Raw genomic sequence first — 24,001 nt, forward strand, 5'->3', positions numbered from 1 at the left:
ATAACGATGTCTTCGCACCCTGCACGGGTCAGAGCAGGGTGGCATTTCAGAAAACCGAGCGTTATTCCGGGCTTCGGACTGACGTTCGGTTTTAGTGTCGCCTATTTGACTCTTCTCATTCTCATTCCGCTTGCAGCCCTCGTGCTGCGCTCAACAGATGTGGGCTTTGCCGGTTTCTGGCGGATTATCACCGACGAACGCACCTTAAAAGCACTGGAAACCAGCTTTGGCACGGCTTTCATTGCCGCACTCGTCAATGTGGTTTTCGGTGTCATTCTTGCATGGGTTTTAGTGCGTTATCGTTTTCCGGGGCGCAGATTCATAGATGCGATCGTTGATATTCCCTTTGCGCTTCCCACTGCCGTTGCTGGTATAGCGCTGGCCTCGATCTATGCACCCAATGGCTGGATTGGCAGTCTGCTTGCACCTTTCGATATTCGCATTGCTTTCACGCGTGCCGGCATTGTTGTGGCATTGATTTTCATCGGCCTGCCTTTCGTGGTGCGCACGGTGCAGCCCATCATGGAAGAAATTAGCCGTGAGGTTGAGGAAGCGGCTGCGACCCTCGGCGCATCGCGTTTTCAGACCATCTGGCGAGTGTTGCTGCCGGGGCTGCAACCGGCAATTCTCACTGGCTTCGCGCTGGCTTTTGCGCGTGGCGTTGGCGAATATGGTTCCGTCATCTTTATTGCAGGCAATACGCCCTATGTATCGGAAATCGCTCCGCTGCTCATCGTGATCCGGTTGGAAGAATATGACTATGCCGGTGCAACGGCGCTGGCGACTGTGATGCTTGCACTGTCATTTGCGATGCTGCTGTTCATCAATCTGATCCAGTCGTGGTCAAGAAAGAGATATGGCTATGGCGAATGAAAATGTTTCTCCAATGCGCAGCGCTGTAAGTGAAAGCCTGCCGACGCGTATTATCTTGATCGGTATAGCGCTGATTTTTCTGCTGCTGTTTCTCATTTTGCCGGTGGTGGCTGTATTTGTCGAAGCCTTCCGCAAAGGTACGGGCGAATATCTGGCAGCATTGGCAGAGCCGGACGCATGGGCGGCCATCAGGCTAACATTGCTGGTGGCAGTCATATCGGTGCCAGTTAATCTGGTTTTTGGCATTGCTGCCGCATGGGCGATTGCCAAATATGAGTTCAAGGGCAAGGCGCTGCTGACAACGCTGATTGATCTGCCTTTTTCGATCTCGCCAGTCATTTCGGGTCTAGTTTTCGTGCTGCTTTTTGCAAGCCACGGTTTGCTGGGACCATTGTTGGATCGCCACAATATCCAGATATTGTTTGCGGTTCCGGGCATTGTTTTGGCAACGCTCTTTGTAACGTTCCCCTTTGTGGCGCGTGAGCTTATTCCGCTCATGCAGGAACAGGGAAGTGGCGACGAAGAGGCGGCAATTTCCCTTGGAGCCAATGGCTGGCAGACTTTCCGCTATGTCACGCTTCCCAATATCAAATGGGGCCTTCTTTACGGCGTTCTGCTGTGTAATGCCCGTGCGATGGGCGAATTCGGTGCAGTTTCCGTGGTGTCGGGACATATTCGTGGCTTGACCAACACCATGCCACTACATGTCGAAATCCTCTATAACGAGTATAATTTCGTCGCGGCTTTCGCAGTGGCTTCTTTGCTTGCTTTGCTTGCTATTGTCACTTTGGCGCTCAAGACATTTCTGGAACTGCGTTATGGTGATGAACTGGCTGGCAGTAACGGGCATTAAGCGCATCCCGAAAAGTGTGAAACGGTTTTCGGATAAGATGCGCGTTAAAATAAAAAAACAGGAGCGCCGATCTGATAAGATCAGATCGAAAAGCGCTCTAGAATTAGATTGTCTGAAAGAGAATAAGCCGCCCATGCTTTGGTTTGGCATTCGGCGGTAGGGGAAAGGATCTGGAATGGAAGTTCGTGTCGCCGGTGTGCGTAAAGAGTTTGCTCGCTTTCCGGCATTGCATAATGTGTCGCTGGATATTCGTTCGAGTGAATTGATTGCTTTGCTTGGGCCATCAGGGTCAGGCAAGACAACATTGTTGCGTCTGATTGCCGGACTGGAACGTCCGACAGAAGGTGCAATCTATTTCGGCGATGAGGATGCGTCGCATAAGAGCGTGCAGGAGCGCAATGTCGGCTTCGTATTTCAGCATTATGCGCTGTTTCGCCATATGACGGTTGCCGAGAATATCGGTTTTGGCCTCAAAGTTCGTCCCGGTAGCACACGTCCGGCATCCGCCGAGATCAGACGCCGTGCTCTTGAATTGCTTGATCTGGTGCAGTTGAAGGGCTTGGAAAATCGCTACCCGTCACAGCTGTCGGGCGGTCAGCGCCAGCGCGTCGCACTTGCACGCGCCATGGCGATTGAACCGAAAGTCCTGCTGTTGGACGAGCCTTTCGGCGCACTTGACGCGCAGGTGAGAAAAGAATTGCGCCGCTGGCTGCGCGAAATTCATGATCGCACCGGCCATACGACCGTTTTTGTCACGCATGATCAGGATGAAGCACTGGAATTGGCTGATCGTGTTGTGGTGATGAGCCAGGGCCGGATTGAGCAGATCGGCACCCCGGACGAGGTTTATGACCAGCCTAACTCGCCATTTGTGTATGGCTTCATTGGTGAATCAAGCACCCTTCCTGTGCGGATCGAAGGCGGTGAAATCTGGCTTGCTGATCGCAATATCGGTTTGACTACTGAGGGTGCTGCTGATGGAGAAGCCGAGCTTTTCTTTCGTCCGCATGATGTCGAACTGCTTGATGGCTGTGGTGGCTGCATTGCGGGTACGGTCGTTGCCAGCCGCAGATCGGGCGGCAAACGTCGCGTTGAGCTTGAAATTGGCGGTTCACGTGAGCGCGTCGAGATCGAGATTCCAGCTGAACATCCCGCGTCTGAAAAGAGCCGTATTGCTTTTCGCCCCCGCTATTGGCGGGTTTTTGGAAGTGATCACGCATCGAATACAACTGAAAAAGCGCCAGTTTTGGCTGAAGTTCATTCCTGAATTATACTGACTGCGATAAAATTTATTATGAGACATCCGCATGTGCGGGTGTCTTTTTCAATTAAGACCTAAGCTGCATTTTCGAAATCTATTACTTAGTGGATTGAATTTGACGTTTGAATCCCAACTGCCAAGAATGCTATTTCAAACGTCAAATTCGGAAAATCCACTAGATTCATTAACTTGCTAGTGGCCTTCTTGATTCCGACATTTGCTCGACGCTTGTAACTTAGGGATGCAAATGTCGGAATCAGACCACTAGAGTGGTATTATTCTAATTTTCAGTATGTTAGGCTGACTAAAGCCGCATATTTCATAACGCGAAATTAATGTTGGGAAAGATTTGTGCGTTGCGATTTAAACGGTTTGAATATCAGCACAGCACGTCGTCGCATTTTGGCCAAACGATACCGACATTCAGGGAACCGAATAAGAATACTGTCGTTTTACTGAATTGAACTACATGTAATATCCACCCGCCGCATTCCACTCATTTCCTTCGGAAAGGCTGTTAAGGCACATGCCGGAATTGTCTTCTTCGCCGTCTAATTCGTCCATTACAGATCGTAAGACTTCGGATCAGATTCCGCCCGAACAACCTTCCCCTATACGTGCGCTTTACAAAAGCGAGGATGAGCTGCGTGACCTCGCAGCCTCCGTTGCGCGCGGTGAAGAACTGGCATTGCCTGGTTATCTGTCTATGGATTTCGATCAGCGTCTGTCTGAAAATGGCAAGCTGATCCTGCATGCTTATCGTTCGTCCGATGCGGCTTCTCGCGCAGGCGAAACGATTACGCCGGCTGCGCAATGGCTGCTCGATAATCATTACCAGATTGACAAGACGGTCCAGCAGACCCGCCGCGATCTTCCGCGCAAATTCATTCGGCAATTGCCGCCTTACGCTTCCCACGATGAAAAATTTAAGGACATGCCGCGTATTTTCGCGTTGGCATGGCTCTATGTTGCGCATACAGACAGCAATTTCTCACTGAAATCGCTTACCGCACTCGTGCAGGGCTTCCAGACTGTCGAACCGCTCAAAATCGGTGAATTATGGGCGCTGCCGTCGGCTGTGCGCTATTTTCTGATCGAGAATGCGCGTCGTCTGGCGCTGCGTGTGGATCGTGCGCGCAATATGCGCAATCTCGCCAATACCGCAGCAGACCGCATCGTGGTTGCCACCGATGGCGATGAACTTGACACCGTTCTTGCGCAATATGCGCAGGCTGCACGTGACAGCACTTTTGCAACACATCTTCTTTATCGCCTGCGCAGCGCTTCTACCGATACATCGGCTGCAGCAAGCTGGCTTGAGCGTATTCTTGAGCAGGAAGGCAGCAATCCAGAAGACGCCATCGTTGAAGAACACGCGCGCCAGTCGACCGGCGGCGTCACGATGGGTAACGTCATTACAAGTCTGAAAAGAATTGACGATATTGACTGGGAAACCTGGTTTGAAACCGTCAATGAGGTCGATGCGATCCTGCGCGACCACAGCGATTTCGAACTTTTGGATTTTCGCTCGCGCAACGCCTATCGCGTGACGATCGAAAAGCTCGCGCGCTTTTCAAACATGAGCGAAATCGACATCACCTGGGCCGCTCTCAAGCTTGCCGAAGAAAGCAAGTTGGCTGGATCAGAGGTGAATGGGCAGGAAGGCAGAGGCTCTATTGCCTATTACCTTTCCGGTGAAGGCCGTACAGAGCTTGAAGAAGTCTGCGGATATAAGGCGCCATTCGGTGTCAAAGTCCTGCGCTTTTATCGCAATCTTGGCCTGCTCGGTTTCTTCATCCCGACAGCAATTTTTACGATCCTGATCCTGTTCGGTGTTAATTATTGCATGAGCAGAGCAGGGCTTTCAGCTGACTGGCGCTTGTTGTTCACGCTGCTGGCGCTTTTCCCGGCAATGGACGCGTCCTATTCGTTGTTCAATGCGCTGGTGCCGTGGTTTGTCCAGCCGACACGTCTGATTGGTTTTGAGTATAAGGACGGGCTTCCCGTTGAGGCGCGCACACTGGTCGCTGTGCCAACGCTGATCAACTCGCGTGATTCCATCGACGAGCAAATTCGCAATCTTGAAGTCCATTATCTCACCAATCCGAAGGGCGAGATTTATTTCGCGCTGGTCAGTGACTGGGTCGATGCTCAGCAGGAAATTACCCCTGCGGATATGGAAATCTATGAATATGCGCGTGATGAAGTTGCCAAGCTCAATGAGCATTATACCGGCAACGAACAACCACGCTTCTTCCTGCTGCATCGCCGTCGTCTGTATAATGAGAAGCAGAGCTGCTGGATGGGCTGGGAGCGCAAGCGCGGCAAGCTTCATGAGCTGAACCTGCTTTTGCGCGGCGATCAGGACACGAGCTTTTTCCCACCGGATGAGCGCCTGCCGAAAGACGTCAAATTCGTCATGACGCTGGACGCGGATACGCGGCTTACGCCTGAATCCGTGACCAATCTGGTTGGCAAGCTCAGTCATCCGCTCAATCGCCCTGTCTTTGATGAAAAGACCGGCAAGGTTGTGCGCGGCTATGGCATCTTGCAGCCTCGGGTAACGCCATCGTTGACAACCGGCGATGAAGCCTCGTTTCTGCAGCGCGTATTCTCGGTCAATCGCGGTATTGATCCGTATGTCTTTGCCGTTTCTGATTCCTATCAGGATCTGCTGGGTGAAGGCAGCTTTACCGGTAAAGGCTTGTATGACATCGACGCTTTTGAAACCGCGTTGAAAGGCCGTGTGCCGGAAAACACGCTTTTGAGCCACGATTTGCTGGAGGGCGGTTATGCTCGTGCAGCGCTGGTCAGCGATGTCGAAGTGGTTGAAGATTATCCGACCGGCTATAATGTCGACGTATCGCGTCATCACCGCTGGGCGCGTGGCGACTGGCAACTTCTGCCATGGCTGTTTTCAACAGGCCGCGGTGTCAGTGCTATTACCCGCTGGAAGATGGTCGACAATCTGCGCCGTTCGCTCAACCCGATCCTTTGGTTGATCGCAGCCATCGTCGGCTGGAGCGTGTTGCCAATTGGACCGGCTGCTGTCTGGCAGGGCTTCCTGATCGTCAGCATGTTTGTGGCACCGACTTTCGGTATTGTCACCAACCTCATCCCATCCAACATGGACTATTCGCTGAAGGGGCATGCACAGTCGGTTCTAACCGATATAGCGCTTGGTACGGCCGATGTGGCGCTGCGCACGACTTTTATTGCGCATTCGGCGTTTCTTATGGCCGATGCTATTGCCCGCACGATCTATCGCCTGTTTGTCTCACGCCGCGATCTTCTGGAATGGCGCACAGCGGCACAGGCCAAGTCGTCGCCTGACACGCTTTTGTTCTATTTCCAGCTGATGTGGCCAGCCGTCGTCATTGCAGGTCTTGCGATTTTCATGCCGCTTGCAGCGCAAAGCCATGCGGCAATGATTGCAGCGCCTTTTGCAGTGATCTGGTTTGCGTCACCCCTGATTGCGTGGCTGGTGAGCCGGTCGGCCAAGCCGCAGGATACGCTTGAAGTCTTGTCCTCCGACAAGGCTGCCCTGCGCCGCTATGCGCGGCGGACATGGCGTTATTTTGCCGATTTCACCAATGAGGAAAACAATCATCTTCCGCCTGATAACTTTCAGGAAGACCCGGCACCGATTGTTGCGCAGCGCACCTCGCCAACCAATATCGGTGTCTACCTTCTCTCGGTCATTGCGGCGCGTGATTTTGGCTGGATTGGCTTTGGCGAAACGCTTAACCGCGTCGAAGCCACCGTCAACACGCTTGAGAAGATGGAGAAATATCAGGGCCATCTTTACAACTGGTATGAAACCAATACGCTGACGCCGATGCGTCCTCTCTATGTATCTGCGGTGGATAGCGGCAATCTTGCCGGCCATCTCGTCACTCTCTCATCGGGTTTGGAAGAATGGGCAGAAGCGCCATCGGTATATCTTCAGGCTGATCTCGACGGCATTATCGATGTTAATGATGTGCTTGATGAAACGATTGCACGTATTCCCGATGATCGCCGGATTTTGCGCCCTCTGCGTCGTCGCCTGGAAGAACGGATCGCCAATTTCCGCCGTGCCGTACGCACCATTAAGGATGAGCCGGAAACAGCTTCGTTCCGCACCATCAATCTGTCACTGTTTGCGACCGATATTGTGCGTTTGATGGAAGAACTCGACAGCGAGATCGAAACACCTGCAAGTGCGGAAGCGCGTGAGTGGGCCTATATTCTCGTTGAAACTTGCAAAGCGCATACCGACGATTCCGTTGGCGAACACAACACCGATGAATTGCGTGAACGTCTGCGCGATCTTGCCAGTCGTTCGCGTCAGCTTGCTTTCGATATGCAATTCGGCTTCCTTGAACGCAAAGAGCGTCGTTTGTTGTCGATCGGCTTCCGTGTGCAGGAAAACGAACTCGACGAAAGCTGCTACGATCTTCTGGCGTCAGAAGCCCGTCTTGCGAGCCTGTTTGCTATCGCCAAGGGCGACGTGCCGGTTGAACATTGGTTCAAGCTTGGCCGTCTTCTGGTGCCGGTCGGCTGGAAGGGCGCTCTGCTCTCCTGGTCAGGTTCAATGTTTGAATATCTGATGCCGCCGCTGGTCATGTCCGAACCGTTGGGTTCACTGCTTGACCAGACTAACAAGCTCATTGTGCAGCGCCAGATCGATTATGCGACCTCGCGCGGCCTGCCATGGGGTATTTCGGAAGCAGCATTTAATGCGCGTGATGCGCATATGAACTACCAGTATTCCAACTTCGGTGTACCAAATCTTGGCCTTCAGCGCGGCCTGTCGCGTAATGCGGTTATCGCCCCTTATGCCAGCCTGCTCGCATCGCAATATCAGCCAGCGGCAGCGGTTGCCAACCTGAAGCGTCTCGAAAAACTCGGTGCGCTTGGTCGCTATGGTTTTCACGATTCGGTGGATTTCACCCCGTCGCGTGTTCGCGAAGGTGAAACCTATGCTGTTGTGAAAAACTATTATGCGCATCACCATGGTATGTCGATCATTGCGGTCAACAACGTGATCTTCGAAGGGCGCATGCGCGAGCGCTTCCATTCCGACCCGGTGATTGAAGCAGCAGAACTTCTGTTGCAGGAAAAAGCCCCGCGCGAAATTCCAATGATCTACGCCAAAACGGAAAATCCGATGCGTGTGGATTCGGGCGGTTTCGACGATGCGCCAATGCGTATTGTGGATGTGCCGTTTAAGGCACCGCGTACAACGCATATGATGTCAAATGGCCAATATGCACTGATGGTGACGGCCAATGGTTCCGGTTATAGCCGCTGGCACAATTGGGACATTACGCGTTTCCACGCTGATGCATCGGAAGACTTGCAGGGCACGTTCTTGTTCCTGCGCGACATGGAAAACGGCTATTCGTGGTCGGCAACCGGAGAGCCTATACGCAACCCGGACGAAGAGACCAAGACTGTTTTCACCGAAGACAAGGCGGAATTCTACAAGACCGCAGGCGACATCAAGACGGTTATGGAAGTGATTGTGTCGTCAGAATCCGATGGTGAAGGTCGCAGGCTCGACATTATCAACACCTCTTCGCGTGATCGCATGATCGAGGTCACGTCCTATGCCGAACTGGTGCTGACCGACAGTGCCAGCGATGCAGCGCATCCGGCCTTTGCCAAGATGTTTGTTGAAACCGAAATTTCTGACAATGGTTCGACCATCTATGCCAAGCGCCGCAAGCGTGCGCCTTCGGACCCTGATATTCACGTCGCGCACTTCGTGACTGATTTGTCGGGTTCAATCCGTGAAACGGAAGTTGAAACGGATCGTCGTGCCTTTATCGGTCGGGGCCGTTCGCTGCGTGATGCGAGCGCCTTTGATGAAGGTGCAAAGTTTACCGGCAGCCAGGGCTGTGTGCTTGACCCAATTGCATCGGTACGCACACGTGTCCGCGTTCCGGCTCATAAGAAGGTAAGCCTTGTTTTCTGGACCTTTGCCGGTGGAAGCCGCGATGCAGTTGAACATGCGGTTGCAACGCACCGTCATCCAGAAACTTTTGCGCGTGAATACTCGCTGTCATGGACAAGTTCGCAGGTGCAGCTCTACCATATCGGTATCAAGCCTGCGGAAGCTGCAGACTATCAGAAGGTTGCAGCCTATCTGCTGTACCCGGAACGCAATCTGCGTCAGCCGCCCGAAACCATTGCAAGCGGTCTAGGTAAACAGTCCAACCTCTGGCCGATGTCTATTTCAGGTGATTATCCGATCTTCGCACTTCGCATAGACAATGAGGTTGATCTCGATGTGCTGCGCGGTGTGCTGCGTGCGCAGGAATATTGGCGCAGCAAGGGCCTGATCGTAGATGTGGTTTCTGTCAACGAACGCGCGTTTTCCTATGCCCAGGATACACAACGCGCCATCGACTGGATTGTGGAAGGCTTCCGCGCACGCGGTGGAGGACAGCCACATATTTTCGCGGTTCGTCGGGATCAGATGAGCGAAGAAAGCTATAATACGCTTCTCGCTTCGGCCCGTATCGTTATGCATGCGCAGAACGGTTCGCTTGCCGAACAGTTGCGTCGCAGCGAAGAACTCACGGTCGATCTGGCCGCTCGCAGTGACGCCAAAACACCCGGCACTGCCCAGCAGGGTTTGGGTGCTGCGGGACTGGGGCCTTTGTCGATTGAACGCGGCTCGGAAGAGCGTCGTTTGGTTGTCAAGCCAAAGCCTGTCACAGTTCCGGCTCCCTCGGGCGATGATTTGCAGTTTTGGAATGGTTACGGTGGCTTTGCTGACGATGGCAGCTATGTTGTACGCATCAACAACCGCACCACCACGCCGCATCCGTGGATCAACGTGATCGCCAATCCGAATTTCGGTTTCCACGTCTCTGCGGAAGGCTCGGCCTTCACTTGGGCGGGCAACAGTCGCGACTACCAGCTCACCCCCTGGGCGAATGATCCGGTCACCAACCGTCCGGGCGAAGCAATCTATATTCTCGACCGCGAAACCGGACGCAGTTTTTCCCCAACAGCAAGCGTGTTACGTGACGAGGCCGTGACTTATGAAGCGCGGCACAGCCATGGCTACAGCAGTTTTGCTGCGCAGCATGGTGAACTTGCGTTGGAACTGACCCACATCGTTGATGCTGAAAAGCCTGTCCGCCTTTCACGTCTGACGATCACCAATAAAGGCCGTTCGAAACGCAAGCTGCGGGCTTATGGCTATGTAGAATGGGTGCTTGGCAACGAGCGTTCCAAGAATGTGCCGTTCATCGTGCCTTCGCAGGATGAAAAGCTCGGCGCACTTTTTGCAGGCAATCCGTATCACCCGGACAAGTCGGGGCAGGTGGCCTTCTTTGCAGCCAGTGAAAAGCCGCAATCCGTTACTGCCGACCGTGGCGAATTCATTGGCACGACCGGATCGGTCGACAGGCCAGAAATCGTGCTTGCCGGCAAGCCACTTTCAAACACCGTTGAAGCCGGACGTGATCCCTGTGCAGCGCTTGCCATTGATGTTGAAGTTGGTCCGGGTGAAAGCCGTGAGATCGTCTTCCTGCTCGGCAATGCCGCTGATCGGGCGCAGGCTAAGGCGCTTGTCGAAGACAGCCGCACGGCATCCTTCGAAGAAAAGCTCACAGCCGCGCGCAAGCATTGGGAAGGTCTTTTCAGCCGTGTGCAGGTGAAGACACCTGATCCCGCTTTCGATCTTCTGGTCAATGGCTGGCTGCCTTATCAGGCAATTGCCTGTCGTATCTGGGCGCGTGTTGCCTTCTATCAGGCCAGTGGTGCTTTTGGTTTCCGCGATCAGTTGCAGGATACGCTCTCGCTGCTGCTCGTTGATTCTTCGCTCGCACGTGCACAGATACTCAATGCTGCCTCGCGCCAGTTCCCTGAAGGTGATGTTCAGCATTGGTGGTTGCCTGCAACCGGCGCTGGTGTTCGTACGCTGATCTCAGACGATGTGGTCTGGCTCGGCTATGGTACGTCGCTTTATGTGGAAACGACGGGCGATCATGCGATCCTTGATGAAAAGCTGGCATTCCTTGAGGGACGCCAGCTGGAAGAAGGCGAACATGATGCCTTCTTCGAACCGGCAATCTCCGAGCAAAAGGTGAGCCTCTATGAGCATTGCGCGCTGGCGCTTGATCTAGCGATTAAGCGTACCGGCAAGCATGGTCTGCCTTTGATGCTCGGCGGCGACTGGAACGACGGCATGAACCTCGTCGGCGTGAAGGGTGAGGGCGAAAGTGTGTGGCTTGGCTGGTTCCTTGCTTACACATTGCGTCAGTTCATTCCGATTGCTCAATCTCGCAAGGATTCCCGCGCAAACGCCTGGGCCACACATCTTGAAAGCCTGACCAAAGCACTTGATCGCGATGGCTGGGATGGTGAATGGTATCGTCGTGGTTTCTACGATAATGGCTCGCCGCTTGGCTCAAAAGACAGCGACGAATGCCAGATCGATGCCATTGCGCAGTCATGGAGTGTGTTGTCGGGCGTTGCCGATCCAAAGCGGTCGGAGCAGGCAATGGCTTCGCTCGAAAAGCACCTGCTTGATGATCAGGGTGAATTGCTTCGTTTATTCACACCGCCTTTCGACAAGACGGCGCAGGAACCGGGTTACATCAAGGGTTATCCGCCAGGCGTTCGTGAAAACGGCGGTCAATATACCCATGGTGCAACATGGGCCATTCTGGCGCTCGCCCGCATGGGCAAGAATGCAGAAGCATGGAAGCTGTTCTCGCTGATCAGCCCGGTTAATCATGGCCGCAACCCGGACACTTACCGTGTTGAGCCTTACGTGATTGCCGCCGACATCTATTCGGTTGAGCCGCGTCGCGGACAGGGCGGCTGGACCTGGTATACGGGCTCAGCCGGCTGGTTTTATCGCGTGGCGACTGAGGGCATTCTTGGTGTTACCAAGCGTGGCAACCGTCTTCATCTTGATCCGGCCTTGCCACCGGAATGGGACGGCTATGAAGCTGATCTGCGCTTTGGCGATGCGCTCTATCACATCAAGGTAGTAGCGGGTGCAAAAGCGAAAGCAATCAAGTTGGATGGTCGTAAAATCACCAAGCCTGATGAAGGGGTTGAGATTAAGCTCGATGGTGAACATGAGATCATTGTAGAGCTTCCCAAATCTGAATGAACCATTTAAAAAGGCGGGTGAAAATCCGCCTTTCTTTTTTGCTGCCAGGCATTTGGTGTGGTTTAGCATATTCTTGTGGAATGGAGGCCGTCATGGCCAAAACCGATATTGCACGGCGCGTCTTTAACCACGCATGGAAGCTCGATCCGATTGTCCGCAGCCTTCTGGATACAGATTTCTATAAGCTTTTGATGTTGCAGATGATTTGGGGACTTTACCCCAAGGTGGATGCGACCTTTGCGCTGATCAACCGCACGACGACCGTGCGCCTTGCTGATGAAATTGATGAAGGTGAGTTGCGCGCGCAGCTCGATCATGCGCGCACGCTGCGTTTCACCAAGAAAGAGATGATCTGGCTGGCGGGTAACAGTTTTTATGGCCGTAAGCAGATTTTTCAGCCGGAATTTCTTAACTGGCTTCCTGATTTCCAACTCCCCGAATATGAGTTGCGCCGCGTTGATGGCCAATATGAGCTGCATTTTCATGGACCTTGGTCGCACACGACCATGTGGGAAATCCCGGCACTGGCCATCATCAATGAACTTCGCTCGCGTGCTGCGATGAAGAACCTCGGACCATTCTCGCTTGATGTGCTTTATGCGCGTGCGAAAGCCAAGATGTGGAGCAAGGTCGAGCGGCTGCGTGACTTGCCGGACCTCAAGATTTCAGATTTCGGCACACGTCGCCGTCATTCGTTTCTGTGGCAGCGCTGGTGTGTGGAAGCGCTGAAAGAAGGCATCGGCAGCGCATTCACGGGCACCAGCAATGTGCTGTTGGCGATGGATAATGATCTGGAAGCGCTGGGCACCAATGCGCATGAATTGCCGATGGTGCTGGCGGCCCTTGCAAATACGGATGATGAACTGCGTACCGCGCCCTACCGCGTTTTGCAGGACTGGAACCGTTATTATGGCGGCAATCTGCTGATTGTTCTGCCCGACGCATTTGGCACGGCAGCGTTCCTGCGCAATGCACCCGACTGGGTGGCCGACTGGACAGGCTTCCGTCCTGACAGCGCGCCGCCGATTGAAGGCGGTGAACGCATTATCGAATGGTGGAAATCACGCGGCAAAGACCCGCGCGAAAAACTGCTGATTTTCTCCGATGCGCTCGATGTCGATACGATCGAGGAAACCTATCGCCATTTTGAAGGCCGTGTTCGCATGAGTTTTGGTTGGGGAACGAACCTTACCAATGATTTTGCCGGGTGTGCGCCGACGACCATTCACGGCCTCAAGGCCATATCGCTGGTTTGCAAGGTGATTGATGCCAATGGCCGTCCGGCGGTCAAACTTTCCGACAATCCGCAGAAGGCGACCGGTGATCCGAAGGAAGTCGAACGCTATCTGAAGTTTTTTGGTAATGAAGAGCGCGTGGAGCAGCTCGTCAGAGTTTGACGAGTTGCGCGAAAGCATTTCCAGCAAAAGTGCGAAGCGGTTTTGCGTCTGATAATGCGTAAACTAAATAAATAGATAGAGCGGTTCCGACATTACCCTTTAACGGGACCGCTCTATCGAAATTATTCTATCAACCGAGCAGTGCCGGAAAGGCGAATAGATTCGCCGCGCACATGGCCGATTTCGGCGCGAAGATGCGATGGGACACCCATATCTTCGCCCTGAAACACTTCGATAGACCCGCCATGCGGCCAGCCAAGATCACGCAGATAGGCCGCAAAGGCCACAGTCGATGCACCGGTTGCCGGATCTTCATACACCCCGCCTGAGGCAAAGGGATTGCGGCTGTGAAAGCGCTGTGGCGTTTCTGAATGCACCAGGAGGATCGTTGTCCAGCCCTGCCGTTTCATCAAAATTTTGCCGCGCGGAAGATCATAATGCATGGATGCGAGTTTTTCGCGTGAGCGCAAAGCCAGCACGATATGATCCGCACCCGCGTGGATGAGCGCAGGCGGAATACCCGGTGCCAGATCTTCTTTTTCATAGTTGAATAGCGCTAGCGCCTGCTCGATTTCGATTTCGGAAGCCGCACGGTTTCGGGTGCCCGGCGATTGAAGCGTGGCGGAAAACAGATCGCCCTCCTTGCGCCCTTCGACCTTTATCGTCGCATTGTTGAGCTTGAGCGTGAACGCTCCATCGCCCTCGCGCATGGCCAACGCTGCGCCCAGCGCAATGGTCGCATGACCGCAAAAAGGCACTTCCATTTCCGGCGCAAAATAGCGCACGCGCCAGCTATCCGCTTCCGGCATGGCAAAAACCGTTTCCGAAAAGCCAACATCTTTGGCGATTTTCTGCATTTCTTCAGCAGAAGGGAGTTTTTCAGAAATCAGCACACCGGCAGGATTGCCGCCCTGATTACCTTGCGAGAAGGCAGCTATACGCAAGACGTTCAATGACATGTCCTTTGCCTAACTTCGATTCGTTTCCGCCCTTTCTCTTATAGAATGTGCAGGATGCGTTGGGTCAAGGAAACAATTATGGTCAATCACGCATTTCCGTCGCCCATGGCGGATTGGCGCCAGCGCGTGAAACGGTGATCGCGGCCGCACGGACTCCGAGTGCCACGGCTGCATGAATCTGATCTTCATCGAGTTTCGCGACGGCATCCTTGTTAAGCAGCCCCTGACTATGGAGGTTTGCGAGAATTCCGGCATTGACCGTATCGCCTGCGCCGACCGTGTCCACCACATCGACCTTCACGCCGGGAACGCGAACAGTTGCGCTCGGGCTATAGGCATCGGCACCATGCGCGCCTTTGGTAATCACGATGAGCTTCGGTCCAAGCTTGAGCCACTCGGCTGCAATCTCGTCATAGGAGCCTTTTTCACCGAACCATTCGAGATCTTCGTCCGACAATTTCACAATATCGGCCAGTGCAATCATGCGTTTCATGCGCGCCAGATGCTTTTCGCGGTCAGTGATGAAACCCGTACGAATGTTCGGATCAAGAAACATGACGCGTTTGGATGCTTCCCGCGTCATCAGCGCTTCGTAAACGCTCCCGCATGGCTCTGAAATCAGGCTGATACAGCCAAAGAGTAGTGCTGCAATTGTATCGTCGACCGGCGGTATGTCGCTTTCCGAAAGCATGCGCAATGCAGTGTTTTCATCGTAGAACGCATAGCGTGCCTGCCCATCAACCAGCCGCACAAAGGCCAGGGTGGTCGGGCGACCCGAGATGGCGGAAAACGAATAATCGACATTGGAGCGGGCCAGCGTATCGCGCAGAACTTCGCCGAAAAAATCCGATGAAAGGCCACTGAAAAACCCCGTCGGCACATTGAGCCGCCCAAGGGAAATCGCTGAATTGAACACCGATCCACCTGCGAGCGGCAGGAAGGTGGTCTCGCCATTGGCCGTTTCGCGTGGCAGCATATCGATCAGGGCTTCACCGCAACATAGGATCATAAGTTCAACTCATCTTTTAATTATACGTGTTGGCCGCCATTGATGTGGATTTCCGAGCCTGTCACATAGGACGAGGCTTCCGAGCACAGATAATAGATGGTTTCTGCCACTTCCGACGTCTTGCCAAGCCGTCGCATTGGCAATTGCTCTACAAGCTTTTCAGTCCCGGGTGACAGGATCGCCGTGTCGATTTCACCCGGCGCAATCGCATTCACCCGAATGCCGTGCGGGCCAAAGTCAGAGGCCATTTCGCGGGTGAGAGCGGCAAGCGCTGCCTTGGATGTAGCATAGGCGGTTCCTGCAAAAGGATGCACGCGGCTTCCGGCGATGGAGGTCACATTGACGACTGAGCCTTGCGCATTTTCCAGTTCTTTGAACAATCCGCGTGCCAGCATTATCGGCGCCATGAAGTTCACTTGAAACACATCGCGCCATGCCGCCATAGGCGTTTCAATCGAGTTCAGCCGACGACCACCCTCGGCTTTTGGCGAAATCCCGGCATTGTTGACGAGCGCATGCAATTTGCTGCCATTGTCTTCCAGCCTGCGGCGGATTTCAGAAATGGCTTTGCCGACATCTTCCTGATCTGCAAGGTCGACCTTGATGTGATCCTCCGGGCCTGCTGGCCATGGGCAGTTTTCAGAAAAGTCCTGACGCGAGCAGGTGATGACGCGCCAGCCAGCACGCGAAAAGCGCTTGACCGTCGCATGACCAATGCCGCGGCTTGCGCCTGTCAACACAAGGGTCTTGCGTTCCGTATCTGGCTTGGGAGTATCAGATTTGGAAACATCGGTGTGGGAAACTGTAGACATGAAAACCTCACTCTCAATCTTTGAATAGACTAAGCCGCTCAGGATTTCGAGTGTATTTAATTGGTAAATTAGAGCCTATCCCGAAAGTGTGAAATGGTTTTCGGATAAGATGCGCGTTAAAATAAATGATTGGAGTGCCGGTCTGATGAAATCAGATCGACGCTCGACATGGTTTCACTTGATTGTGATAAGGGCCGATCAACGACCGGCCCGCATCCCTTCCCGCATCCCTTATTGTGTATTTCCCATGATGATGTCGAGGAGCGTGGTTGAATCACGATTTTGTTGTGGCTGACCTCCAACATCACCGGGAGGCAAGGGGGCGCCATTGTCATTTGCCGGATAATTGGCGGGCATGCCCGATTGCTCTCCCTGCTGAACCGTGTTGCGGGCGGGAGAGTCGGGTGCGGGTGGCCAATAGCCATCATCACCGGTACTGGCCATTGGCTCATTGCCACTTTGAGGCATCACTCCAGGGTCATATGGATTGTTCGGATCGATACCATCGCTGCCACCGGGCACGATGTTCTGAATATCGTAATGACCGGGAAGCTCGGCAATTGGCACACCCTTATGCGCCTGTTGCATGAAGCTTTTCCATGCCGCAACCGGAAGGGTTGAACCGAAAACGCGTTTCATGCCCTTGCCATCATCATTGCCAAACCACACGCCTGTGGTAAGGTTAGAGGTATAGCCGACAAACCAGGCATCGCGGAAATTCTGGCTGGTGCCGGTCTTTCCGGCGGCAGGCCAGCCAAAGGCAGCACGCTTGGCAGTGCCATCTTCCACCGTCTTGCGCAACATGGCATTCATCATGCCGACATTGCGTTCATCAATGACGCGTGGGCCGATACCGTCCTGTCGCTGATACAGCACTTTGCCGTCAGCGTCGGTGATTTTGGTGATGAAGTAGACTGGAGCACGATAGCCGCCGTTGGCAAAGGGCACATAGGCATCGGTGAGTTCTAAAAGCGACACTTCCGAGGTTCCAAGAGCCAGCGAGGCATTGGGTTCGAGTTTTGACTGAACACCAAGGCGGTGGGCTGTATCAATGACAGTCTGCGGGCCAACTTCCATCACAAGCTGAGCCGAAACGGAGTTGAGCGAGTGGGAGAGGGCGGTCGCAAGCGTGACTTCGCCCATATATTTGCCGTTGTCATTGCTCGGCGTCCATTTGCCGATACGCACAGGCGCATCGTTACGCACGGAGTCTGGCGTGCGCCCCTGTTCGAGTGCGGTCAGATAGACAAAAGGCTTGAATGACGATGCTGGTTGACGGCGCGCATCGGTGACGCGATCAAACTGGCTGGCGGCATAGTCATATCCACCTACCAGAGCGCGTACGGCACCCGTACCGTCAATGGAAACAAGCGCTCCCTGGCTCACATTCATCTTCTTGCCGTTTGTGGAAATCTGATCTTTGATCGCTTCTTCGCCTACACGCTGAAGATTGAGATCGACAGTGGTCTCAACCGTGATGTCGCTCTTTGTTTCGCCGATAAGCGCTGGAATTTCGGCAACCACACGGTCTGCAAAATAATTCTCTGAACCCTGCCAGTAAGAGGGAGCGCGCGTTGGCGGTTCACTTTCAGCAATCGCTACCTGACGATCGTCGATCATGCCTTCTTCGCGCATGGCACCCAGCACCAATCTGGCGCGAGTGGCGGCTGCTTCCGGGTCACGTGCAGGCGAAAGCCGCGATGGCGCTTTGAGCAGACCGGCAAGCGTTGCTGCTTCCATCAGGTTCACGTCTTTGGCGGGTTTATTGAAATAACGGCGCGAGGCGGCATCGACACCATATGCACCGGAGCCCAGATAGACACGGTTCAGATACATCTCAAGAATCTGATCTTTGGTATATTTATGCTCAAGCCACAGAGCGAGCATCACTTCCTGTACCTTACGTTCCAGGGTGCGGTCAGGCGAGAGAAACAGGTTTTTCGCAAGCTGCTGTGTGAGTGTAGAGCCACCCTGCACGGCGCGGCCAGAGGTAACATTGGTTACAACTGCGCGTGCCAGCCCAATCGGATCGATGCCGAAATGTGATTTGAAGCGACGATCTTCGATAGCCATGACGGCTTGCGGAATGAAAGGCGACATTTCAGCAAGGCTCACCGCTTCGCCGCCTGTGGTGCCGCGATTGGCAATCAGGCCACCCTGAACATCAACAATGCGCACGTTTGGCGGACGATCGGGAATAGTCCAGTCGGTTGTTGGCGGCATTTTTGCTGCGAAATAGACAAGCATGCCAGCAAAAGCGATGCCACCCCACAGACCAAGCACCAGACACCAATAAAATGCCCGGCGGGCAAAACCAAAGAAACCGCCGCGCTTTTTTGTGTTGCGGCGCGAACTGCGTGGTTCTCTGTTCTGTTGCTTGTTGCCCTTGCGTGGTGTTCTGGCCATGCGCTCCTCTTCATCGACGCGAAACACGTCCTCTTCCTGTTCCTTGGCTGCTTGTTTGCCGAAAGAAGGTTCGATGCGTCCGTTCCTGCCGTCTCGCGATGCCATGTTTCTCCAGATCCGCCCTGTTATGCTTGGCCGGTTAACGTTCGCTGTAACCGGTTTTATCGTCAAACCCTGTGCATATTGAGGGCGTTCAATCGCGTGCATGGTAAATGCGGCAGTTTAAAGGGGAGTAAATTCGACGTTCACAAAAAACAACCGGATTTAACCGCAAAAAAGGCCCCGCAATGCGGGGCCTTTAAAAGAGTCCATCTGATCAGGTCAGATTAGAACTTGTATGCAACACCGAGACGAACTTCGTTGGTCTTGAACTTGTCACGAACGCTGACGCTATCGACGCCATCGCTGAAAGAGAAGTCCTTACGACCGTAATCGGTGTAGCGATATTCGAGACGAACGATGATGTTGTCAGTTGCTGCATAGTCAACGCCTGCACCAGCGGTCCAGCCGGTAAGGGTCTTGCTCTGCGAGTCGCTGAAAGCAGGTACGACAGTTGACGACAGTGTGTTCTTGACCTGACCGAATGCTACACCACCAGCGATGTAAGGCAGGAAGCGGTCAACTGCGTAACCAGCACGTGCACGAACGGCACCCGACCAGCGCAGCTTGCTTTCAAGGCTATCTGTGCCAAAAGCGTCAGTTACCGAATAGCTGTCCTTGAGGTTGTTGTAGGTTACGTCACCATCGACACCCAGAACAACGCTGTTGCCGAGATCGAAGTTGTAACCAGCATAGAGACCACCGAGGAAGCCGTCTGGCTTGATGTTGAGCGCACCAAAATCATCGCTGAAACGCGACTTGCCCCAACCGTAGCCGATCTGACCACCGAGGTATGCGCCATTCCATGTGAAGGAAGGAGCAACGATAACCGGAGCTGGTTCTTCGTAAACAATAGCGTCAGCTGCTTTTGCGCCAGTTGCAGCAACGAGAGCAACGGTAGATGCGAGAAGAAGGGTCTTGAGCTTCATAATTAGCCTCCACTGGGGAAATAGGGATATTGAATTCATTGACCCTAATATAGGCCATGGATCGCTAATGTCTGTAGCAAGAAGGCCACACTCACTTGTTAGTCGCAAAAGTCGCGTATTTCGGGGTTTTTTCGCTGAAAACCTGTGATTAATGGTTATCAAATGCTTAATATTGGTGTCTGGAAGGCTGGAATATGTCTTTTCAGTTCCGATTCCATTATGGGCTGCGGGCTCAACTGGGGGAAAGAACAAATGAGTCGGGCAATAGGGGCGGTGTCTCAGCAAAGAATTGACTGGGTCGATATTGCCAAAGGCATCTGCATTATTTTTGTTGTTATGATGCATTCTACGCTTGGCGTTGAAAAGGCCGCAGACCAACAGGGCTGGATGCATTACGTAGTCGCCTTTGCCAAACCCTTCCGCATGCCTGACTTCTTTATGATCTCCGGCTTATTCCTAAGTCTTGTCATTGACCGGCCATGGCGTCGCTATCTCGACCGCAAGGTCGTGCATTTTCTCTATTTCTACGTTTTATGGCTGACGATCCAATTTGCTTTCAAGGCACCGGCCATCGCAGGCGAGGCAGGTATGGCCGGTGTCGTACAAGCCTATCTTATGGCGTTCATCGAGCCGTTCGGAACACTGTGGTTCATCTACATTCTGCCGGTCTTCTTCATCGCGACGCGACTTTTAAAGCGCGTGCCGGTTGGATTGACTTTCGCAATGCTGGCCGTTCTGGAAATCCTGCCCATCCATACCGGCTGGGTGATGATCGACGAATTCTTCTCGCGTTTCGTCTATTTCTTCGCGGGTTATGCTTTCGCGCCACTCATTTTCCGCATTGCTGATTGGCTGCGGCAGCGTCCATTGGTTGGGATCGTGGGGTTGCTGATCTGGGGCTTTGTTGAATACAAGCTGGTCTTCATGCCTGTGCCTGAAAGCCTTGCTATGTTGATTACGCCTGCTGGAGATCTTCTCCATGGTCGCGGCGCGGTAAGCGATTTGCCGATCATTTCGCTGATGCTTGGTCTTATTGGAGCCCTGGCAATCATCTCGATTTCCTCACTCCTAAGCCTGCTTGCTGATAAAAACGTGCTTCGTCAAAGCTTGAGCTGGCTTGGCGCACATTCGATCGTAATCTATCTTGCCTTCTTCCTGCCGATGGCAATTGCGCGGACAATCCTGCTCAAGATTGGCATTTTTGATGTCGGAACCGTCTCATTGCTCACAACCGCAAGTGGGGTGATCGGACCTGTCATCCTATATGGGCTTGTTCAATGGAGTGGTTACGGGCAGTTTCTGTTCCGCCGCCCGGCTTGGGCTTCAATTGAGCGTGAACCGGAAAAGAAAATGGCGGCTTTTAGCGCATCCCGAAAAGTGTGAAACGGTTTTCGGATAAGATGCACGACAAAAAAACATAAGGGAGCGTTCTGATCAGAACGCTCCCTTATGCCGCCATTACCTGATAAGTCACGCGTGAGCGAAAATATCTGTTTCAGGCCAACCCATTAGGTCTAGTTCCGAGCGGGTTGGCAGGAATTTAAAGCAATCTTCTGCCTGCTTCGTACGGCCATCGCGCTCAAGACGCTTTTCGAGAACCGCCTTCAGACGATGCAGATAAAGTACATCTGACGCCGCATATTCAAGCTGTGCCTGCGACAAAACCTCTGCGGCCCAGTCCGACGACTGCTGCTGCTTGGAAATCGAAACTTCGAGCAGTTCGCCGCAGATTTCCTTGAGGCCGTGGCGGTCCGTATAGGTGCGGGTCAGTTTCGATGCGATTTTGGTGCAGAAGACTGGCTGGGGCATCGTTCCAAAAGCATGCGCCAGAACCGCCAGATCGAAACGGCCAAAATGAAAAATCTTGGTGATCGAGCGGTCTTTGAGAAGTTTGACCAGATTAGGTGCTTCCTTCTGCCCCGCTTCGATCTGGATCACATCTGCCGTGCCGTCGCCGGGCGAAATCTGCACAACGCATAGACGGTCGCGATGCGGGTTGAGGCCCAGCGTTTCGGTATCGATTGCGACTGAATCAACCTGATAATGTTCAAGGTCTGGCAGATCGTTTTTATGAAAACGGATAGTCATGTAGTCTTCCTTATTTGGCAGCGGTTGCTGCCATGTGCGGGCCTTACTTGGCGGCGATAGCAGCCATTATACGTGCCCAAGAGCGCTGACCTTTGTGGAAAGAATTCAGCTCATATTTTTCATTGGGCGAATGAATACGATCATCTTCAAGACCAAAGCCAACGAGCAGGGATTCCATGCCGAGGAATTTGTCGAAATCGCCGACAATCGGAATTGATCCGCCCATGGCGATCAGCACGGCGGGCTTCGGCCATTCGTCGGAAAGTGCATCCTTGGCTTTTGAAACCAGTGGTGAGTCATATGGCAGCTGAATGGCTGGCGAGCCACCATGCGGATGGAACTCGACCGAGCAATCAGTTGGTAGGCGTTCTTGCACGAATGCGCGGAAAGCCTCGCGGATTTTGACCGGGTCCTGCTTGTGCACGAGGCGGAACGAAACCTTGGCGGAAGCCTCAGCCGCGATCACTGTTTTGAAACCTTCGCCGGTATAGCCGCCGATAATGCCGTTCACTTCTGCGGTCGGGCGCGCCCAGGTCAGTTCCAGAATGCTGCGGCCTTTTTCGCCAGAAGGTATCGAAAGGCCAATCGGGCCGAGGAAGCTTTCAGCGGTGCGGCCAAGGCTTTCCCATGATTGCAAAATTTGCGACGGGGTTTCTTCCACGCCTTCATAGAAACCCGGAACCGTGACGCGGCCGGTTTCATCATGCAGATCTGCAAGAATTTTGCTCAAGATATGAATTGGATTGGCAGCAGCGCCGCCAAAGAAACCCGAATGCAGATCGCGGTCAGCGGCCTTGATGGTGATTTCTTCGCCCACCAGACCGCGCAGACCAACGCTGATCGCTGGCGTTTCAGTGTCCCACATCGACGTGTCACAAACCAGCGCCACATCGGCTTTTAACTCATCCTTATGCGCATCAAGGAAAGGCTTGAGCGATGGCGAGCCAGATTCCTCCTCGCCTTCAAATAGCAATGTGATCTTGACAGGCAGATTGCCGTTCACAGCCTTGTAGGCGCGGCAGGCTTCCACAAAAGTCATCAATTGTCCCTTGTCGTCGGATGTCCCGCGACCGGTGAGAATCTTGCGCCCGTTCCCGACGTCTTTGATTGCAGGATCGAACGGATCGTTTTCCCAAAGGTTCAGCGGATCGACTGGCTGCACATCATAATGACCATAGAACAGCACATGCGGCGCATCTGGTGTTGCACCTTCATGATGGGCAACGACCATCGGATGCCCCGGCGTATCGCGAACACTTGCATCAAAGCCGATCGTCTTGAGATCCTCGACCAGCCATTCGGCGGCCTTGCGGCAATCGGCCTTATAAGCCGGATCGGTCGAAATCGACTTGATCCGTAAAAGATCAAACAGGTGGTCGATGCTTTTATCGAGATTGGCGTCGATGTGATTGAGGACTTTATCGAGTGATTGCGCGGACATGAATATTTCCTGACGAGTCGTAAAACTGCTGGCACACTACAACCAGCAACCCGAAGAAGAAACCCAATTTGACAGAAGAAAGTGCCCCAAAAATGAATTGGCCGTTGCGGTGAGGGGGTTACCACAACGGCCATATCACTACACTCAAAAGCGACAGCCCGGAGAGGGGAATGAGGCTGTCGCTGACAACCGGTATCCAACGGGGGACGGGTCAGAAAACCGGCGACCGACGAACTGTCGATGAGTAGGAAATGGCCCTGCAACTGTGGCTATTCAAGGGCATTTTAGATTACAAATTCGTAACATAAACGTTACCTTACTGTGTACGACTGATGATAGCATATGGCGTTAAACAACAGTGATGCGGAGGCACTTATGGACCTTTCCAAAATACTCGGCCGTGAGGATTGGGCGAAGACGCCCGATATGTGGCATGGCGAATTTGAAGGCAAATTGTTCGGCACAGGCGCATCGGTGATGTTCTATGCAACAGAAGAAACCGGACGCGGTCCGAAACTGCACCGACATCACTATGATGAGATTTTTATCGTGCGCAAAGGTCGAGCTTTATTCACGCTCGGCGAAGAGAAATTCGAAGCAGGCAAAGGAAGCATCGTGTTCGGTCCGGCCAATATTGCGCATAAATACGTCAATGTCGGAACGGGCTTGCTGGAGATGATCGATATTCACGTATCTGGCGAGTTCATACAGGAAGATTTGGAGTAGTTTCACTTACTAGACGGTGCGGCG

Annotated in this window: 14 protein-coding genes; 7 read left to right on the forward strand and 7 right to left on the reverse strand. The window is 53.4% G+C overall.

The window, feature by feature from the left end:
* The first annotated feature begins 6 nt into the window (after positions 1-6).
* The 5 genes from cysT (at position 7) to pncB (ending at position 13,508) form a co-directional block, all read left to right on the forward strand.
* Positions 7-873 carry a sulfate ABC transporter permease subunit CysT gene (gene cysT / locus CEV31_RS06150; RefSeq protein ID WP_094506142.1) on the forward strand — a complete coding sequence of 289 codons (867 nt, stop codon included), beginning with the start codon at positions 7-9 and terminating at the stop codon, positions 871-873.
* The gene (cysW, locus tag CEV31_RS06155; RefSeq protein ID WP_235818042.1) at positions 863-1,726 is read left to right on the forward strand and encodes a sulfate ABC transporter permease subunit CysW; all 864 of its coding nucleotides are present in this window, start codon (positions 863-865) and stop codon (positions 1,724-1,726) included. The genes cysT and cysW overlap by 11 nt, the downstream gene beginning before the upstream one ends.
* 175 nt (positions 1,727-1,901) lie before the next feature.
* Positions 1,902-2,993 (forward strand): sulfate/molybdate ABC transporter ATP-binding protein, encoded by a 1,092-nt coding sequence (locus CEV31_RS06160; RefSeq protein WP_094506145.1) that lies wholly within the window; start codon positions 1,902-1,904, stop codon positions 2,991-2,993.
* A gap of 520 nt (positions 2,994-3,513) precedes the next feature.
* Entirely contained in the window at positions 3,514-12,111 is an 8,598-nt protein-coding gene (locus CEV31_RS06165) for a GH36-type glycosyl hydrolase domain-containing protein (RefSeq protein WP_094506146.1), read from the forward strand.
* A gap of 92 nt (positions 12,112-12,203) precedes the next feature.
* The gene (gene pncB / locus CEV31_RS06170) at positions 12,204-13,508 is read left to right on the forward strand and encodes a nicotinate phosphoribosyltransferase (RefSeq protein ID WP_094506540.1); all 1,305 of its coding nucleotides are present in this window, start codon (positions 12,204-12,206) and stop codon (positions 13,506-13,508) included.
* Positions 13,509-13,630: 122 nt separating this feature from the next.
* On the opposite strand, the gene CEV31_RS06175 is transcribed toward pncB, so the two are convergent.
* From CEV31_RS06175 to CEV31_RS06195, 5 genes are all read right to left on the reverse strand, one after another.
* The gene (locus CEV31_RS06175) at positions 13,631-14,461 is read right to left on the reverse strand and encodes a PhzF family phenazine biosynthesis protein (RefSeq protein WP_094506541.1); all 831 of its coding nucleotides are present in this window, start codon (positions 14,459-14,461) and stop codon (positions 13,631-13,633) included.
* A gap of 88 nt (positions 14,462-14,549) precedes the next feature.
* On the reverse strand, positions 14,550-15,476 hold the full coding sequence (locus tag CEV31_RS06180; protein ID WP_094506148.1) for a carbohydrate kinase family protein: 927 nt from the start codon (positions 15,474-15,476) through the stop codon (positions 14,550-14,552).
* Between the two features lie 20 nt (positions 15,477-15,496).
* A complete protein-coding gene (locus CEV31_RS06185) occupies positions 15,497-16,288 on the reverse strand; it encodes an SDR family NAD(P)-dependent oxidoreductase (RefSeq protein ID WP_094506150.1) in 792 nt (263 codons plus the stop codon).
* Positions 16,289-16,519: 231 nt separating this feature from the next.
* Positions 16,520-18,799, reverse strand: a complete 2,280-nt coding sequence (locus CEV31_RS06190) for a transglycosylase domain-containing protein (RefSeq protein ID WP_094506542.1) — start codon at positions 18,797-18,799, stop codon at positions 16,520-16,522.
* 221 nt (positions 18,800-19,020) lie between these two features.
* Entirely contained in the window at positions 19,021-19,722 is a 702-nt protein-coding gene (locus tag CEV31_RS06195) for an outer membrane protein (RefSeq protein ID WP_094506151.1), read from the reverse strand.
* 252 nt (positions 19,723-19,974) lie between these two features.
* Between CEV31_RS06195 and CEV31_RS06200 the strand changes: the two genes are divergently transcribed.
* Positions 19,975-21,105, forward strand: a complete 1,131-nt coding sequence (locus CEV31_RS06200; RefSeq protein WP_094506543.1) for an acyltransferase family protein — start codon at positions 19,975-19,977, stop codon at positions 21,103-21,105.
* A gap of 87 nt (positions 21,106-21,192) precedes the next feature.
* Here CEV31_RS06200 and CEV31_RS06205 read toward each other — a convergent pair whose 3' ends face one another.
* A complete protein-coding gene (locus tag CEV31_RS06205) occupies positions 21,193-21,810 on the reverse strand; it encodes a ribonuclease D (RefSeq protein ID WP_094506152.1) in 618 nt (205 codons plus the stop codon).
* 43 nt (positions 21,811-21,853) lie between these two features.
* On the reverse strand, positions 21,854-23,251 hold the full coding sequence (locus CEV31_RS06210) for a dipeptidase (protein ID WP_094506153.1): 1,398 nt from the start codon (positions 23,249-23,251) through the stop codon (positions 21,854-21,856).
* Between the two features lie 375 nt (positions 23,252-23,626).
* Between CEV31_RS06210 and CEV31_RS06215 the strand changes: the two genes are divergently transcribed.
* Positions 23,627-23,977 carry a cupin domain-containing protein gene (locus tag CEV31_RS06215; protein WP_094506155.1) on the forward strand — a complete coding sequence of 117 codons (351 nt, stop codon included), beginning with the start codon at positions 23,627-23,629 and terminating at the stop codon, positions 23,975-23,977.
* Positions 23,978-24,001: the final 24 nt, after the last annotated feature.

Origin of the sequence: Brucella thiophenivorans (genome assembly GCF_002252445.1) — a bacterium.
GTDB lineage: Bacteria > Pseudomonadota > Alphaproteobacteria > Rhizobiales > Rhizobiaceae > Brucella > Brucella thiophenivorans.